Annotated in this window: 14 protein-coding genes; 4 read left to right on the top strand and 10 right to left on the bottom strand. The window is 52.3% G+C overall.

Annotated features, from left to right (window positions below; all coding sequences use genetic code 11):
• Nucleotides 1–1491 (top strand): M56 family metallopeptidase, encoded by a 1491-nt coding sequence (locus H5P27_RS11400; RefSeq protein WP_185660516.1) that lies wholly within the window; start codon nucleotides 1–3, stop codon nucleotides 1489–1491.
• A gap of 24 nt (nucleotides 1492–1515) precedes the next feature.
• Here the strand turns inward: H5P27_RS11400 and H5P27_RS11395 are convergent, their stop codons facing one another.
• From H5P27_RS11395 to larE, 5 genes are all read right to left on the bottom strand, one after another.
• Nucleotides 1516–2019: a coiled-coil domain-containing protein gene (locus H5P27_RS11395; RefSeq protein ID WP_185660515.1), complete on the bottom strand. Its 504-nt coding sequence runs from the start codon at nucleotides 2017–2019 to the stop codon at nucleotides 1516–1518.
• Nucleotides 2020–2158: 139 nt separating this feature from the next.
• Nucleotides 2159–2338 carry a hypothetical protein gene (locus H5P27_RS11390; protein ID WP_185660514.1) on the bottom strand — a complete coding sequence of 60 codons (180 nt, stop codon included), beginning with the start codon at nucleotides 2336–2338 and terminating at the stop codon, nucleotides 2159–2161.
• A gap of 21 nt (nucleotides 2339–2359) precedes the next feature.
• Nucleotides 2360–3568: a nickel pincer cofactor biosynthesis protein LarC gene (larC, locus tag H5P27_RS11385; protein WP_185660513.1), complete on the bottom strand. Its 1209-nt coding sequence runs from the start codon at nucleotides 3566–3568 to the stop codon at nucleotides 2360–2362.
• Nucleotides 3569–3570: 2 nt separating this feature from the next.
• Complete coding sequence (gene larB, locus H5P27_RS11380) at nucleotides 3571–4230, bottom strand: nickel pincer cofactor biosynthesis protein LarB (RefSeq protein WP_185660512.1); 660 nt, start codon at nucleotides 4228–4230, stop codon at nucleotides 3571–3573.
• Nucleotides 4227–5051, bottom strand: coding sequence for an ATP-dependent sacrificial sulfur transferase LarE (gene larE / locus H5P27_RS11375; RefSeq protein WP_185660511.1), 825 nt, complete (start codon nucleotides 5049–5051; stop codon nucleotides 4227–4229). The genes larB and larE overlap by 4 nt, the downstream gene beginning before the upstream one ends.
• 266 nt (nucleotides 5052–5317) lie before the next feature.
• On the opposite strand from larE, the gene H5P27_RS11370 reads away from it, so the two are divergent.
• Entirely contained in the window at nucleotides 5318–6943 is a 1626-nt protein-coding gene (locus tag H5P27_RS11370; protein WP_185660510.1) for an ATP-binding protein, read from the top strand.
• Here the strand turns inward: H5P27_RS11370 and H5P27_RS11365 are convergent, their stop codons facing one another.
• Together H5P27_RS11365 and H5P27_RS11360 are read right to left on the bottom strand one after the other, a co-directional pair.
• Complete coding sequence (locus H5P27_RS11365) at nucleotides 6944–8377, bottom strand: tetratricopeptide repeat protein (RefSeq protein WP_185660509.1); 1434 nt, start codon at nucleotides 8375–8377, stop codon at nucleotides 6944–6946. It abuts the gene before it with no gap.
• A 28-nt stretch (nucleotides 8378–8405) separates the two neighbouring features.
• Complete coding sequence (locus H5P27_RS11360) at nucleotides 8406–9698, bottom strand: FG-GAP repeat domain-containing protein (RefSeq protein ID WP_185660508.1); 1293 nt, start codon at nucleotides 9696–9698, stop codon at nucleotides 8406–8408.
• 254 nt (nucleotides 9699–9952) lie between these two features.
• On the opposite strand from H5P27_RS11360, the gene H5P27_RS11355 reads away from it, so the two are divergent.
• Nucleotides 9953–10306, top strand: a complete 354-nt coding sequence (locus H5P27_RS11355) for a hypothetical protein (RefSeq protein WP_185660507.1) — start codon at nucleotides 9953–9955, stop codon at nucleotides 10304–10306.
• Between the two features lie 112 nt (nucleotides 10307–10418).
• Here H5P27_RS11355 and H5P27_RS11350 read toward each other — a convergent pair whose 3' ends face one another.
• From H5P27_RS11350 to H5P27_RS11340, 3 genes are read right to left on the bottom strand one after another with little or no spacing between them, the layout of a single operon-like run.
• Entirely contained in the window at nucleotides 10419–11516 is a 1098-nt protein-coding gene (locus H5P27_RS11350) for a lipocalin-like domain-containing protein (protein WP_185660506.1), read from the bottom strand.
• Nucleotides 11513–14143: an ABC transporter permease gene (locus H5P27_RS11345; RefSeq protein ID WP_185660505.1), complete on the bottom strand. Its 2631-nt coding sequence runs from the start codon at nucleotides 14141–14143 to the stop codon at nucleotides 11513–11515. The genes H5P27_RS11350 and H5P27_RS11345 overlap by 4 nt, the downstream gene beginning before the upstream one ends.
• Nucleotides 14140–14712 (bottom strand): ABC transporter ATP-binding protein, encoded by a 573-nt coding sequence (locus H5P27_RS11340; protein ID WP_221774686.1) that lies wholly within the window; start codon nucleotides 14710–14712, stop codon nucleotides 14140–14142. Before H5P27_RS11340 ends, H5P27_RS11345 begins: the two co-directional genes overlap by 4 nt.
• Before the next feature lie 287 nt (nucleotides 14713–14999).
• Here H5P27_RS11340 and H5P27_RS11335 point away from each other — a divergent pair, with 287 nt between their 5' ends.
• The gene (locus tag H5P27_RS11335) at nucleotides 15000–15416 is read left to right on the top strand and encodes a DUF4174 domain-containing protein (protein WP_185660503.1); all 417 of its coding nucleotides are present in this window, start codon (nucleotides 15000–15002) and stop codon (nucleotides 15414–15416) included.
• Nucleotides 15417–15481: the final 65 nt, after the last annotated feature.

Below are 15481 nucleotides of genomic sequence, written 5' to 3'. Positions count from 1 at the left end.
ATGGCTGACTTATTCTGGCTCTATTGGGACGCTTCGGTTCGTTTCGCTCTTCTCAGCGCGTTGATGTTGCTGGCAGTGCCGTTCCTGCGACGGTGGCTGTCGCCGAAGCTTCTCTGTTGGGCTTGGGCCTTGTTAGTTATCCGCCTTTCCCTTCCGCTCGCTCTCCCGTTTAGCGGAAGTATTTTCAATTTAAACGACAACCTTCGCCCTTCGACTTGGACCAACGTGCTCCGTAGTGGAGTGGTGGACGCCGGACTTGGCGAGACGATGCTCCCGGTTTTCCGGACTCAAGACGAGTTGGTGAAGAGCACCTTGGTTGGTTTCTCGTGGGAGCATGCATTGGTGCTCCTTTGGGCCTTGGGCTTTTTAGCCCTGATGGGTCGCTTGGTTTTCAACGCGGTCCGTTTGCACCAGTTTTTCGACCGTGCGGATCGGAAGAACTCCGGCAGGCTGTACGAAATTTTCAAGGATACCCGCTACCGCTTCGGCATTCATGCCAATGTGCCGCTGCTTGTTTCCCGAGACGTGAAGACGCCGGGTATTGCTGGCATCTTTAACCCACGCGTGGTCTTGCCCGTTTTCTGCGAAAAGGAGCTCAGCGACGAGGAAGTGCGCTGCGTCTTGCTGCATGAACTGACTCACTACAAGCGTGGCGACCTCTTCCTGCATCACCTTTTGATGCTGGTTTGTTTTGTCCACTGGTACAATCCGCTGGTCTGGCTCGTTTTTCGCCAGTTCAAGATTTCCATGGAGCAGGCTTGTGACGCGGATGTGGTCAACACGGTTTGCATCACTACCGTTCGCGATTACGGTTTAACGCTTTTACAAGTAATGAAGCGCGGACGCGGCGCCTTGGTATCCCCAGCTGGAGCCCTTTGCCTTTTGGGCAACCGCAAGTCTAGCGCGTTGAAGGATCGTATTCACTTGATCGCTAGCCCACGTCGTTCTGGCCCCGTTTTGGGGACCGTTGGTCTTGCGCTTTTTGGAGCTTCTTTCGTTTATTCAATCACCGGTGAAGCGGACGTGGAGACGGAAGGTGAGCGTCTTTTGAGCCTGACTCGTTTTCCTGGTGCATCGCTTTTCCGAGCAAACAACGATCGCTTCGACTTTGAAACCGCCAATGAGCTTTCTTTCAACTCCGCATACTTGGGCCGCCCTCAGAGCTGGGTACAGGAAGTGGACGCTAGTGAGTTCCGGGGCGAGGAAGTGGTTGCTCGCGTAACCTATGAGGTTAATGCCGCTAGCTCCGACCAAGAGTTCTGGGTAACGGTTAAAAACGACGCGGGGCAGGTGATACACTCCGCCTCGACCAAATCCGTTAGCAACGCGGGTGGCGAAACCCGATTCATGGAAATACGATTGGGCTTAGCCAAATCGGCGGCCGGAATCGACTATGGTTTGAGTTCGGGCGGCGGCGGTTCGGGGGTCTGGTTAAGATCTTTCGAACTGATAGACAAATCCGCTACTCGAAGATCGAGTACGATGCCCTAATGAGAGATTTGTCTGTCCAAAATATTATTCACTTGGAAAGTCCGGTACTGTGAAGCGCCGGACTTTTCCTTTGTAGATTCGTACCTCTCCCTCGATCAGTTCGCCGTTTCCTTCCAAGTCGCCCTCATAGACTAAGATTTCGTCTGTGTCGCGGCGTACTGAGAATTTGCGGGCAGTCGGCTCTCCCAAGAGCTCGACGACCTCCTCCTCTTCCATGCCGTTTTCAATTTTTTCCCAAGGCGTCATGTTGGTCCAAGGTCCACTAGCCCGAACCTCTGCCTTTTTCAGTTCTACCCGCATAGAATCGATCCACTTCTTATTTCCTTTGGAGGGGGATGTCGTGGGGCTGGCTAATTCTTGGCTCTCTTGTTTTTCGAGTGCTTCAACACGTTGGTTCAAAGCTGCGACCTCTCCCTTGAGGCTCTGCAGTTCCGCCAGTATTTCGTCCAGCTTCGGATCGGCTTGTAGGGGAACGATAGCTGCGGAAGCGGCCAAGGCGAAAAGGGGGAGGAGCTTTCTATTGGGCATAGTTAGATGCTTTGCCTCTCGTTAAGTGAGGGCAAGATCTCTTGTGCGGAAATTCGCATTCGAACTTCATTCCGGTCGCAAAAAAAGCTCGGAGCGAAATCGCTCCGAGCTTGGAAAAGATGTAGCTGGCGTGCGGGGCCTAGCGTCCGAAACGTTTGCGAATTTGGAAGAAGGCCAAGGTCGCAAATACGACTGCGATCCCAAGGGTGGTCATCCAGTTTATCGAATTGTCGTTGTGAGTATGGACGACGCCGGAGGTGTGGGCGAAGGCGCTAGTAGCCGCGGCAAGTGTAGCGAGTAGGGTGGTGGTCTTTTTCATTTTTGTATAAATGTGTTTCAGCTAGGGGGCTTCGATTCTTCTCTTGGCTTCAGAAACGGAGATTCCGTGCTTTTCGGCCAGTCCAACGAGTGAATCGTACTCGATCTTCCTTTTTTTGCTGCCGGAAGGTGTCTCTGTTTCTTTAGCTAGAACTGTACCGAGCTTTGTTTCCAGAGTAATCTTTTTCCGGCTTAGAATTCGTCGTTTTGCAGGGTAGAAGCGAACGCCAATGCTTGTGGTGTTTTCGAGAATGTACTCCGCGACGGCATCCCTATTTTCCTTTGGGGTCAAAGCGCAAAGCGTCAGCCCCGGACGCCCCTTTTTCATGGTTACCTGACTGAAGTGGAAATCAACAGCTCCAGCTTCCAACAGACCTTCTTGAAAGTGAAGTCCGAGCAACTCTGGCGACATATCGTCGAGATTCGTTTCGACGATCCAAATGGAAGTCGCTGTTTCTATGTCGTCCTCAAGTAGTGAGACTCTCACTACGTTTGCTGCTTCGAAGTCTTTTTGCCCAGGTCCGTAGGCGATGGCCTTTGTTGGGCGTGATGGTGATTCGAAACGAGGGCTTAGGAACTTCAGGATAGCGGCGCCAGTGGGAGTGCAGCGTTCTCCAGCCTCTTCCCCTTTGTAAGTTGGAATCCCCTTAAGGATATCAGCCGTGGCCGGAGCGGGAACGGGCAGTTTTCCGTGCTGAGTATTTACCTGCCCAAACCCAACGCACACCGGGTCGGCAAAGGTTTGCGTTACATCCAGTTTATCCAAGAGGACGGCACAACCCACGATGTCTAAAATCGAATCGACCCCGCTGACTTCGTGGAAATGAATCGTATCTAGTGGGATGTCGTGTATCCGGGATTCCGATTCACCTATGATTAGGAATATCGCCTTGGCTATCTCTTTTGCTCCGTCGGATATATGGGCTTTTTCGATCAGGTTTAGGATGTCGCTAAGATGTCTATGGGCTCCATGGCTGTGAGTGTGAGGGACTCCGCCGTGATCGTGAGTGTGGGTATGTTCGCCGTGCTCACCTGTATCGATTATCTTGATATGACGGCAGGAGATCCCATTTTTGTTGAGGCGTTGGATTTCAATTTTCCCGTCTGGCAGGTGAAGCCGGCTGGGAAGCTCTTTGATTTCTTCGTAGGCATCCGTGAGTTCGCAAAGAGCGCTGAGTAGCATATCTCCGGCTATCCCGGAAAACGGTTCGATGTAGAGTGTGGAGGGCATTGTTATCGAGTAAGGGCCTTAACTATACGTAATGCGGCCATGGCGGCTCCATAGCCATTGTCGATATTCACTACGCTAACTCCGTTGGCGCAGCTCGAGAGCATGGCGTTGAGCGCGACTTGGCCGCCGGCAGATACTCCGTATCCAACCGAAGCGGGGACCGCGATGATCGGCTGAGGAAGAAGACCGCCAACGGCAGTGGGCAGGGCCCCTTCGAATCCAGCCACTACGATCAGAACGGAGAATGATTTCAATTCCTCCACTTTTGCGAGAAGGCGATGGATACCGGCGATGCCGATGTCGTTAAAGCGTTTTGCTCCGCATCCTAGAAAATTCAAAGTGTGGAAGGCCTCATTCACAACGTAGGCGTCGGACGAGCCTCCGGATAAAATCGCCACTTGGGGCCCCGGCTTTTTGTTTTGCTGCGGCTGTTCGAGCATGAAGATTCCCGATACCTCTTCGAAGAACGCATTTGGAAAAGTGTTGAGAAGCTGTTTGCCTTTTTCGGGTTGAACCTTTGTGGCGAGCGCGTTCAAGCCTTTGGCTTGGTAAGCCTGTAGTATCTCTGTCAATACTTCGAGTGTCTTACCTGCTCCGAAGACTACCTCGGGGAAGCCGAGTCGCTCTGTGCGGTCGAAATCTAAGTTAAACGAATCGTTCATGTTAAAGGTCTGATCGCTCTGTTCAGTTTTCCGGATACAAGACCCTCTTGGTCAATCGTTGTTTGGCTGAAGCCGAGTTCTTTATAGTGAAGCCTTAGTGCTTGGAGGAGTCCTTCTAGTTTGGGCAGGTCTGCGGATGGCACTTCAACGCGGGCTTCCGAGCCGAAATGACGGACGCGGGCTGTCTTGAAGCCAAGCCGTGTCAGCTCGCTTTCGGCTTGCTCAATCTGGGATAGCTTTTCCCTCGTTACGATTTGACCGTAGGGAATCCGAGAGCTCAGGCATGGACTGGCAGGTTTATCCCAAACCTTCAGGCCGAAGTGTCGAGCTAGGCTCCTGACCGCGTCCTTATTAAGTCCACACTCCGCGAGAGGCGAGCGGACGGCGTTTTGCTGGGCGGCCTGCAGGCCGGGTCGGTAATCGCCAAAGTCGTCTTGGTTCGTGCCATTGAGAACCACAAAGCCCGGATACCTCTTCAATTGCTCCGATAGGTCGTTGTAGAGGTGCGACTTGCAGGCGTAGCAGCGGTTGACCGGATTGCTGTAGTAGGCTTCGTCCTCCAGTTCCTTGGTTTTTATGATTTCCAAGGAGATATCGTGGACTTGGCAGAACTCGATCGCTTCTTGTAGGTCCGACCGTTTCAAGCTGGGGGAATCGGAAATGCAGGCGATTGCTAGTCCTTTGCCTAGATGTTGACGGGCCAAGTAGATGACCAGGGCTGAGTCGACTCCTCCGGAAAATGCGGTGATGCTCCCTTCAATTTGGGTGAACCAATTAGCGATTCGGGCAATCTGATCCTGTACTTTCGGGTTTTCCTGCATACTTTCTTAACGAGAGAGAGCTGCTCTGAATGCGTAGCATTCGCTCAATTTGAGGGAGAGTAGATGGAGGCTCGCTCTGGTCGCGAGAACTATCTGATTACCCATTTTCTAACAATCTGGCAGAAAGCTTAAAACTCGTGATAAGAATTGATTCATCTGCGTCCTAGGCATTGCGATTTCAGCAAAAGGAGTGTACTAAAATCATACTCTCGATTAGGATATTCCTCCTAGCTACTATGGGGGGTCTCGTACGGGAGCATGGTTTTATGCTAAAGTCCAAAGAGGCAGTTGGGGTAAAAGACGGGTGGTCCGGCAGATCGTCGGACGAAAGCCATCGAGTGCTCCTTTTGCAGGATTCCGAGATCGATCGAGAATTTCTCAGCAAACTTTTGAAGGTTAAGAATCTCCGGTGCGAATATTCGCTGACCTTGGCTAAGACCTACGCGGAGGCGGTGCACTTGTTGGAGGAAAGTGTTTTTGATGTGGTTCTGCTCGATTTGGGTTTGTCGACGACGGTTGAAAAGGAAGTGCTCTCGCAATTCTTGGACAAATCTCCCTGTCCCGTTCTCGTGTTGAGTAGCTTGGAGGATGAAGATCTGGCGCGTGAGCTTATGCAGCTAGGGGTTCAAGAATTTCTTTGGAAAAACGGGCTTAACGGGCTCGCTTTGGAACGTACTATCAACCACTCGATTGAACGCTTTCGTCTATTCCTTGAACTCACCGAAGCAAAGCAAAGAGCCGAAGCAGCGTCCCAGGCGAAAAGTGATTTTCTCGCCGTAATGAGCCACGAGTTTCGTACTCCCATGAACGGTATCCTAGGCGGTATCAACTTGCTGGAGAGCCTTTGCGAAAAGCCGCAAGCTCAGGATTTGCTGGCGATGATGAAGCAGTGTGCTGAAAATCAGGTAACACTGATCGGGGACGTTTTAGATATCAGCAAAATCGAAGCGGGAGGCTTGGAGTTATCGCCTGATGTTTTTAGTCCGCGAGATATCGTCTCCTCCGTTTTGAGCGTTGTTGCTTACGACGCTCGCAAGAAGGGGTTGATGTTAGCGGTAGAGATTGCTCCGGATATCCCGAAGGATATTGTTTCGGATGCCCAGTGCCTGCGGCAGATCTTGATGAATCTGGTAGGTAACGCCGTTAAGTTTACACCTCAGGGCGAGGTGCGGATACATGTCAGAATGGCGAGGGACGGGGTGATAGAGTTCAGTGTTAGTGACACGGGGATTGGTATCGCTCGTAAGAATCTGGATACGATTTTCGAGACCTTTACCCAAGTTGATTCCTCCTACAGTCGCCGTTACCAAGGCACTGGTCTGGGCTTGGCTATCAGTCAGCGCCTCGTGAAGATTTTGGGCGGAGAGATAAGGGTGGAAAGCGAGGTGGGCTGCGGATCTGTCTTCTCGTTCACCATTGATTGCCGCCTCGGTAGCGAGATCGAGCAAGTTCTGAATGAGGACAATTTTGATTTGTCCAGCCGTTTTGCTGAGGCCTATCCGTTGTCGGTTTTAGTGGTGGAGGATAGCCCACTGGAACGCAGCTTCCTGATGGCGTCCTTTACCAAGCTCGGCTACGAGCCCAAGGAGGCCTCGGATGGACGTGAAGCTCTCCGGCTTAGCTGCGATGAGTGCTTTGACATCGTGTTTATCGACGTACGTATGCCGGAATTAGATGGCTTCGAAACCGCGGAACGACTTGTGGACTGTGTGTCACGCCGAGGCGTGGAACGCCCTTACCTAGCAGCAATCACTGCGACTATCACAGCGGATGTCCGGTCCAAATGCGATGAGCTGGAAATCGATGCCCTGATTGCGAAACCTCTGTCTTCGGACAACATCAGAGCCTGCCTGCGCTCGGCCTGCCAAAACCGGCAGCGAGCGAGAAACTAGTTACTTAGGAGCTGCGGTTCCGAAGACCTCGAAATACATGCTTTCGATGCGATTGAGGTCCTCGGGCAGGAAACGCGCTTGTTGCCGAATACGTTTAAACCATTTGTCGGCGGCGCTTTTGTCGGATTTCATGATGGCATCAAATGCCATGGAAGAGAGCACGATGGGGTTGGCCGGTTCGCGGACGAGCGCCTCCCGCATTTGCTCCATACCTTCTTCGATGCGGCCTTCTTTAATATATGCTTGGGCTAAGGCGATGAATCCTCCCGCTTCATGGGAGCGAAGCTCAATGGAGCGATGAAAGTATGGGTAGGCTTTTTCGAACTGCCTTTGAGCGACGAGTACGTTGCCCTTTTCGATATTGAGAGAGGGCGACTCGGGAGCGGCTTTGAGGCCTTCCTCCAGAATTCTTCGAGCGGAAGTAGGGCTGTTTCGATCTCTGGCGATACTGATCAAGGCCAGCCAGGCATCGCCAAAACTGGGCTGGATTTCGACGCAGCGGCGGAAGTGGATTTCCGCATTCTCCGGGTCGTTGAGATCCATATAGGCACCTGCTAATTGATACTGGTAGATGGCAGTATTCGGATCCAAGTCGGCGGCTCTTTTTATGTAGCGAAACCCAGTGCGCTTGTCGCCTTGGTGAGCGACCCAGCCCCCAGCGATGGAAACTTGGTACGCGTCGTAGCAGTCGTCCATGAGCGTCAAAGACCATGGGTCGGGGATGTCCGCGTAGCTTCCCCATTCCATGTTTTGCAGAACGATCCGTTCTTTGCCGCTTAGACCAAGCTGCTTATAGACATCACCCAGCAAATCGGCACCGATCTGGAAATTGGTCGCCTGAACCGATTGCTCCAGATGCTTTCTGGCTAATTGCCAGTCGCCATCCGCGATTGCCACGCGGGCAACTCCGACCAAGGCGTAGGCATTTGATTCATCTTTTGAGAGGACGCCTTGGTAGACCTTGCCAGCTTCTTTGGTGAGGTTTTGCTTTAGCAGTGTATCGCCGAGGCGAATACGAGCAGGTAAGTAGTCGGGGGCGAGATCGACGGTCTTTTCGAAAAGAGGCGTTGCTTCCTCAAGCCTTCCGTAGCCGGCAAGAATGCGGCCAAGCTGATAGGGCCAGCGAGGTTCTGAAGGGTCGGCCACGATCAGGGTGGCGTAGCACTTCCAGGCTTCATTAGTAAGTCCGTTGGCGTGGTAGAGGCGACTGAGCTCTTTCAATCCCTCCAGTTCTTCAGGTCCCTCTTTAGCTTGTTCGCTAGATTTTTTTACGCGCTGGAGCAGTTCCTCGGGTTGTATCTTGCTTGCAGGGATTTCGGGTACGGCCTCGGCAATCAGGGCTTTTGTCTTGGCTGCCTTTTGTATCAGCAGAAAGCCAACAGTGGCGACTGCCGCTATGGCGATTAGGGAGAGGGGAATGGCTAACTTCTTCACGAATGAAAGATTGGGGTAGTAATGGTGACTATTTGTTAGGACGCCAAATCATGAAGCGGCTCATGCGCTCGTAAGGCTGGTAGGCGTGCAGCCCGCCTGTGACAATACTCTGCCGTCCGCTGGAGTCGTATACTCCGGTATCAACTGTAAGTAGCTGAATCGGGTCGTGGGCGAGTACAATTGCTTGGAAGTTCATGCGTCCGTCGTTCTCGTAGAGAACCATGGATTCGGCTTTCGGATTCGCCCAATCGTTGAAACTGGAGAGTGCGATGACGTCCATATCGCCATCGTCGTCGATATCCACGATTTCTGGGCTGTAGGCACCTCCTAGGTCGGCGATTCGGTGGTATTTGAAAAAGCCATTTCCTTTATTCTCGAGCCATTGCACGCCGTGCCATGGACGTGGGCCTGGAACCGCATTGGGTCCGAATCCGTCACCGTTAGTGAAAATAAGGTCTGGCTTCCCGTCGCGGTTCAAGTCTCCTGAGGTCATGCCGGAGGAAGCATAGTCGTCATTGGTCGAGCCCCAGATTACTCGGCTCTTCAAAAAGCCGCCATTGCGGTCGTTCTCGAATAAGTGGATTTCTTCCCACTGCTGTGAGACGATCGCTGCGAAATCGAGCCATCCGTCACCTGTATAGTCATCTACGGTTACATTGATGGTGCCAGATAGGCTCAAGACGACTTCGGACTCGAATTTCCAATCTCCTAAATTCCGGAGCCAACGAACCTCTCCTTGGTCGTAGCCGAACTGGCCCACCGCGATATCGAGATCTCCATCCTTGTCAAAATCAGCGGCTCGAGCATCCGTTACCCGATCCACGTTCTCCAACAGAATACGCTGGGTGAAATTTTGGCTACCATCGTTCTCCAGTACCATGAGGGTCCCAATCTTGTCATTGTTTGGGAAGACAATGTTCATGCATGATACGAGGACGTCGAGGTCTCCATCCGCGTCCATATCGTAGGCTTCGGCATGCACGGGGGCCTGGGCGTTTGGAGCGATCAGGATTTCGTTGAAGTTTCCATCCTCGAGCTGACGGAGCCAGACGACCTCGCTGTCTTTCGCCTCGCAACCGATGAGGTCTAGCCTGCCATCCTGATCGAGGTCGACACTTCGAAGGTGCGTTACCCATGGACGGGCATCGCCGATCGGGACTCCGATTTCTTCCCCCACAAAGCGATCCAAGTCCACCAAGGTTGTTTCCTCGGGGGGAGGTGGGAGCTTGATGTCCTTTTCCGACGGAGCGCAGGCCGAGAGTGCAAGGCTCGCAATCACGAGATAAGGAGAGGGGTTCCAGATAGAACGGGGTGATCTCATAGGGCCTCGGATTGTTTTTCAGACCCGCTTGGCGAGCAAGTTTTAAGCGCTGTAACTCTTATTGAATAGTTGTGCGTAAAATTGACCCGTAAGGCTGCTTAAATGTCCGCAGTACGTGAATACGAAAGAAGGGCGAATTATTTTACCAACAAATTACAGAAGCTGGATCCGATTTTGGCGCAGCCAGTGCTAAACTTGTTGTGTCCAGAGATACGGTTTCTCGGACGTCGCAAAAACAATTGAAAGGAAACCAAATGAGCACGCACGCTGTGAAAGGAACGAGAGTCGAAAACGATGAAATCATTCGTTTCGAGCGACAGTCCGAAACAGCCGCCGACTCTTTGTTGCGACAACTTGCGGGTCTGCTAGATGCCACGATGTGCGAAACTTGGCTACCGATGGGCTTTCGGGCGATGGTAGTTCAGGAAATTCCATCAATGCGTCAGCTAGTGGAGAAAGGTCGCAGCGGTCTGGCCGTTCTCCTCTCCTACGTCAGCCACCTGCGCGAAGAAGCGGAGCCGTACAGGGCTTTTGCCAAGCGCTCGGCGGCTCTCTTAGCGCTTAGGAATCTCGAGAATGAACTGCGAGTTCTGAATCAAACCGCTTAACCAATTTCGTTAGTAAGTTTTTTGTAGTATTGTTACGGGGTATGTAGGGTCGTAGTGCCGGAGGCGACATTCTTTGAATGAAGCCGTGGACGGTACTACGGCCTTTCTCGTATCAGAACTTCCCGTACAGACTTTCCGAGTAGCCAGTTAACTCGGTGTACGCTTTTCCGATCTTCTGTCCTGATTCGTCGAATACCGTTCCGGCCCCTTCCCAATAGACGAAGTCGCCGATACGCCCTCTCAATTCTTGATCGTCAGTTACTGGACGAACGATTATGGTCTTAGAGTCGAAGCGGATTTCATATTCCACGGGGTAGCGCGCTGTGGAGCTTTGGCTTTCCCAAGATCGCTCTGGGTCCCATGTGAACTGTTCGCTAGAGAGCTCGGTTTTTGATCCGTCTTTGTCGATCAAGGTGAGCTTTGAATTTGGGTCGGCTTGCCCATCTTCTCGCCGCATGACGTAGGCCATGATTTCTGTTCCATCATCTAGAATGATGCTGCTCCAGTTCCAACCAATTTGTTCCTCGGTCAATTGGCTGGAGCTAAATTCGTGGTCCATCCACGCGACGCCCTCTAGAGGCTCTTTTTCTCCCGAATCCGTGAAGAAGCCAGACACATTGAGGCGTGGAAATGTGATGTAGTAGCTCGCAGCACCCACTTCGTTGCCCTTTTTCGAGAATCCGTTTTCACCAAACAAGACCTTGTCTTTGGCAGGGGAGAGAACGAGTTCGAGAGCGCCGAAACCTTCGAGCGAAAATCTTGTTTTCATCGTTTCGGTATCCGAATCGATCATACGGAGATACCAGTTCCCATTGTAAGCCGACAGTTCTCCCGTTTTCGCGTCCGCGTTCCAATCTGCCGAGTTAAGCCTTTCTTCATGAATGAATTTTCCTGTTGATTTATCCACTATCGCTGCGTGTGCCATGTAGACTTGTTCTAGGTCTTGGGCATCGGAATCGCGGTTTGCAGATCGGAAGAAGGTTATTTGGAAGCCTAGGTCTCGCTTCTTGTTATCAAGGTGACCGGTAATGTACCACCATTCCGTTTTGAAGTCGGGGTGACTTCCATGATCCTCAGGGAACGCAAGTTCAACGCCTGGCACAGCTATTTTGTATCCGTCCCGATTCGTCGCCTTGAAACGTGACTCACCAAGTAAGTTGGCGAGCAGCAATAAACTGGAGATCAATACAGTGAGTAGTCTTGTTCTCATTCCTCGATTTGCATGGGTTGTCTAGAGCTCCACAAGCCCACGAAGTAAGATACGACACCTGCTCCCATTAGTGATAGAAAGCTCAAGCCCATTAGTGATGCCCAAGGAATGGATACGCTTAAAGTCCATCCGAAGGATTGTTTGTTGATGATATATACAAGTATGAGTCCCAAACAGACGCCGAGTATTAGGCCGGATAGTATCCCGATTGCGGCGAGCACCAAGCCTTCGAAAAGGGTGCTGCGGGCAATTTCTTTAGACCCAAAACCGATTCGCTTCAGGGTGTCGATCTCGCCTCTCCGCTCGATAAGCAGAGACGCAAGCATGGACCCGAGGCCCACCACTGAAATGAGTAAGCCTATCGCTTCCAAGGCGTAGGTGATAGAGAAGACGCGGTTGAAGATTCTCAGCGTTTCTTCCCGCAGCCAGCGATTCGTCATGATGTTTAGACCCGGGTGCTCTTCTTCGAGTTCTTTGGCGAGCGAGTCGATTTGATCTGGGGTCTTGGCGTGCAGTGCGATTGCCCGAGGACGGGTTTCGCCGGTGAGTTCTTTGAAGGCCTCTTGGTCAATGCCGAGACTCCCATTTTCGTTTCCGTAGTCCGCCATGATGCCAATGACTCGAAATTGTCGAAGCCCGTCTGGAGAATGTGTTTCCACCGTGTCTCCAACTGATTTTTTGAATCGGCTGGCGAAGGATTCGTTGATGATCGCCGTCTTACCGTCCTTCAGGTCTAGCAGTCGATCGGGCCGTTTTATCCAGGTTGTGTGATCGATTCGGTTGATGTAGTCGGTGTCGTATCCAATCACATAGGTCGAAAGATTCTGGATACGAATCGGTTTCATGTGGATGACCCCTATGTCGCTAATTTGCTCCTTTGAGCTGATCAGCCTCAAGGTCTCGAGAGAAATCGTAGGGGCGTCATGGGAGGAGCTCACGGCTTTGGGGCGAATAAATAAATCCGCCTGCAAGGTGCTTGTTATCCAGGATCTGACCGTTGATTCAAAGCTGCCGATCAGGAAAATCATCGCAGCGGTCATGCCGACAGAAATCGTTACTCCCCCTAGGGCAAGTCGATGGCGCGTGACCGGCATTCTGAACTGGCTAAGAGCGATCTTCAGGCTGCTGGCAGTTCCCAATTTTAGAGAACTTATTGCTCCGGCTGATTCCAGAACAACACAGCTCAGGCTGGCGATCAGGCCGATAAGCGTGATCGCCATTGTGTATCCGCCTACTGGTACATAATGCCCATTCGCTGCCTCCAGTGGCGGTATCTTGTATGCGACTACAGATAGTATGGCGAAGGCCAAGCTCGCTAAAAGGTAAGAGCTGCGCGAGTAAGTGGAGCGGTTCGGTCCGGTCCGCATGGTTTCGATCAGGGGAGATTTCGCGGCTTGGCGAGCTGGCCACCAACCTGCCAATGCACAGAAAACCACGGTTAGGATCCAGGCGAGAGCGGCCTCGCTCCATGAAAAGGTTAGAGCCGCTTCACCCGTTTTGTAGTACAGAGTGTTCACGGTTTGTGTTACCAATTTCGTCGAAAACTGAGCCATCAAGTAACCCAACGCTAGGCCCAGAGTCCCTCCGCCTGCTCCTACAATGAGGGAATCTGCGAACCAGAGTAGCCGTGTAAGCCGTGTGGATACGCCGAGCGAGTGCAAGGTCGCGATTTCGCTCTGCCTCCGGGCGACGGCACTATCCATGGCCTGAAAGAGTAAGCAAATGGCTACGAGAAGAGAGAGGGCAGACAGGGCTCGCAGGTTCATGCGCAGGGCCAAGGTCATTGTTGCCCCCGTCTGCTGGCGCTGATCTTGGGATTCAATTACCCAATTTCCGCTGTTGGCCTGCGTCAGCAGGGTTAAAGCCTCTTCGGTTGCCGCATCCGAACGCAATTTATCCGACCAAACTATGTCCACGCGATCGGCGTGCAGTGGTTTGTTTTGGAGTTCGCTTAGCCATCGCCAATCCATAACCAGAACATTTGCCCCGGCCTGCCGATCGCCTTCGAGAGTAGGCAGCTCTCCCAACCAGGGAAGCTCGACCAGCTTGTCATCGAGGTAAAAACGGAGGGTCGACTCGGAATCCCAGCCGTAGGCAAAAGAAGTTTCAGCTTGGGCGTAGACACCTTTACGGCTCTCAGAGAGTGGACCGCCCGAATCCGTTCCAAGCGAGGTTTCTAGAAATGAGGAGCTCGCATCGTTTCGTATCAGGAAATTCGATGCGGCGAGCAGGTCGGTTCCAATTACAGTAAAAACTGGAGATTGATCTTTGGGCTTGTCAGTCGGTGAGCTCTGCGTAGCAAGCCGCACGGATGAAATTATTTGGGGAGCGAGCGTGGCTTCGGTGTCCAAAAGGGCGATACGCATCCGCTTGAGATCGTTGAGAGAGAGATCGCCGACCGCTGCAGTTACGACAATTTGACTTTGGCCGGATACGGTTTGGGCGAAACGGTCGAAGCTGTTTGTTGCGGCGCGATTCGCGAGGCCGATTGCGAGGAAAGCTCCTGTGCCTAAGCCCACGATGGATACCAGCAAGGCCAACTTGGGCCAGTGCCTCAGCCAATACCGAATGCCGAATCGGTGGAGAAGGCTGAGGAATAGTCCTAGATCTTGCGAGGCTTGGCTCATACTGCAGTCAGCATTCCCTCTTCCAGCTTGTAGGATCTCTGGCAGATGGCGGCTGCTTCTTCGCTATGTGTCACCATCAGCAAGGCTGCGTTTTCCTCTTGGGTGATTTCGGTCAAAAGTCTCAGCACTTCTTGGCCGGAATTCTGGTCGAGGTTTCCAGTCGGTTCATCAGCGAAGATGATAGGAGGCCGATGGGCGATGGCCCGGGCGATGGCGACGCGTTGCATTTCTCCTCCGGACAGGGCGCTTGGGAAAGCGTTTGCTCGGTGGGCGATCCCCATTCTTTCGAGCAACTCTTGGACTCGATTTTCGCGCACGGCCCTTGGGTTACCCAAAAGTTGGAGCGGGAGCTCAACGTTCTCCGCAGCCGTCAAGGTGGGCATCAGATGAAAAAATTGGAAGACGGTGCCTATCTTTGTTCGTCGGCATTGGGCGAGCTGCTCGCGATTTAGGTTGTCCAAAGATTGTTCACCAATCCACGTTGTACCTTCATCAGTCGGAAGCACGCCGCTCAAGCAGTGGAGCAAGGTCGATTTTCCAGAGCCTGAGGCTCCTAGGAGGGCAACCATCTCTCTTCTTCTCAATTCCAGATTTATCCCAGAAAACAAGGATCTGCTGCCGAATGATTTAGCGATCCCCGAACACTTTAGGGCTGTTACGGATGATGAACTTGGATTTTGTTGTTGTGAACTATGCATGAACCAATAATGGTAGTCATCAGTTAGGTTAATTCAGGTTCGCGAACAACAAGATTAATGTTTTGAACCTGTATTGAACAACGCGATGGAGTGCAATGGCGGGAGGAGAGATGAAATTTTTAGCGAAGGTAGGATTGTTAACATTACCGCTCTTAGGAGTGTTTTTCGCAAGTAATACGGTCTGGGGGCAAGATAGCGTGCAGATGGGAACTCAGAGTCATCGTCTTCTTGCATACGTTGTCAGCTCGGAGGATGAGAGAGAGGCTTTGGAGGCGACGCTAGAGTCTTGGGAAGGTGAGCTCGTCGACCGAGACATCTTGCTGGTGAGCCTAGGCGAAATCGTTTTGGATACGCCTTACGGCATTTCGCTCTCGGCTGAAGAGAAAGAGCTTTGGCGAACGCTGTGGCAATTGCCGCTCGGCGAAAGCAGGTTCGTGCTGGTAGGCAAAGATGGAGGAGCAAAAGCCTTTCAGCGCAGCGGTCTCGATCTGCCCTTGTTTTTCGAGCTCATCGACTCGATGCCGATGCGCATCGCAGAGATGAAGGCAAAGTCTCCCACTGCCAATTCTCACTAGTTCCGCTTTCGCGACTGACCTTGGGAGCTTGGCTTGTGTAACGCTCCCCCCTTCAAGAGGACATT

The organism is Pelagicoccus albus (genome assembly GCF_014230145.1).
In the GTDB taxonomy this organism is placed as follows: Bacteria; Verrucomicrobiota; Verrucomicrobiia; order Opitutales; family Opitutaceae; genus Pelagicoccus; species Pelagicoccus albus.
The sequence above is the reverse complement of the archived record's forward strand: the minus strand, read 5'-3'. Positions and strand labels throughout refer to the sequence as shown.

What these genes read in the sequence shown, in the direction of transcription:
- H5P27_RS11370 (WP_185660510.1), top strand. Translation starts at nt 5,318, where the DNA reads ATGCTAAAGTCCAAAGAGGCAGTTGGGGTAAAAGACGGGTGGTCCGGC.
- H5P27_RS11400 (WP_185660516.1), top strand. Translation starts at nt 1, where the DNA reads ATGGCTGACTTATTCTGGCTCTATTGGGACGCTTCGGTTCGTTTCGCT.
- H5P27_RS11340 (WP_221774686.1), bottom strand. Translation starts at nt 14,712, where the DNA reads ATGGTTGCCCTCCTAGGAGCCTCAGGCTCTGGAAAATCGACCTTGCTC.
- H5P27_RS11350 (WP_185660506.1), bottom strand. Translation starts at nt 11,516, where the DNA reads ATGAGAACAAGACTACTCACTGTATTGATCTCCAGTTTATTGCTGCTC.
- larC (WP_185660513.1), bottom strand. Translation starts at nt 3,568, where the DNA reads ATGCCCTCCACACTCTACATCGAACCGTTTTCCGGGATAGCCGGAGAT.
- larB (WP_185660512.1), bottom strand. Translation starts at nt 4,230, where the DNA reads ATGAACGATTCGTTTAACTTAGATTTCGACCGCACAGAGCGACTCGGC.
- H5P27_RS11390 (WP_185660514.1), bottom strand. Translation starts at nt 2,338, where the DNA reads ATGAAAAAGACCACCACCCTACTCGCTACACTTGCCGCGGCTACTAGC.
- H5P27_RS11360 (WP_185660508.1), bottom strand. Translation starts at nt 9,698, where the DNA reads ATGAGATCACCCCGTTCTATCTGGAACCCCTCTCCTTATCTCGTGATT.
- H5P27_RS11395 (WP_185660515.1), bottom strand. Translation starts at nt 2,019, where the DNA reads ATGCCCAATAGAAAGCTCCTCCCCCTTTTCGCCTTGGCCGCTTCCGCA.
- larE (WP_185660511.1), bottom strand. Translation starts at nt 5,051, where the DNA reads ATGCAGGAAAACCCGAAAGTACAGGATCAGATTGCCCGAATCGCTAAT.
- H5P27_RS11355 (WP_185660507.1), top strand. Translation starts at nt 9,953, where the DNA reads ATGAGCACGCACGCTGTGAAAGGAACGAGAGTCGAAAACGATGAAATC.
- H5P27_RS11345 (WP_185660505.1), bottom strand. Translation starts at nt 14,143, where the DNA reads ATGAGCCAAGCCTCGCAAGATCTAGGACTATTCCTCAGCCTTCTCCAC.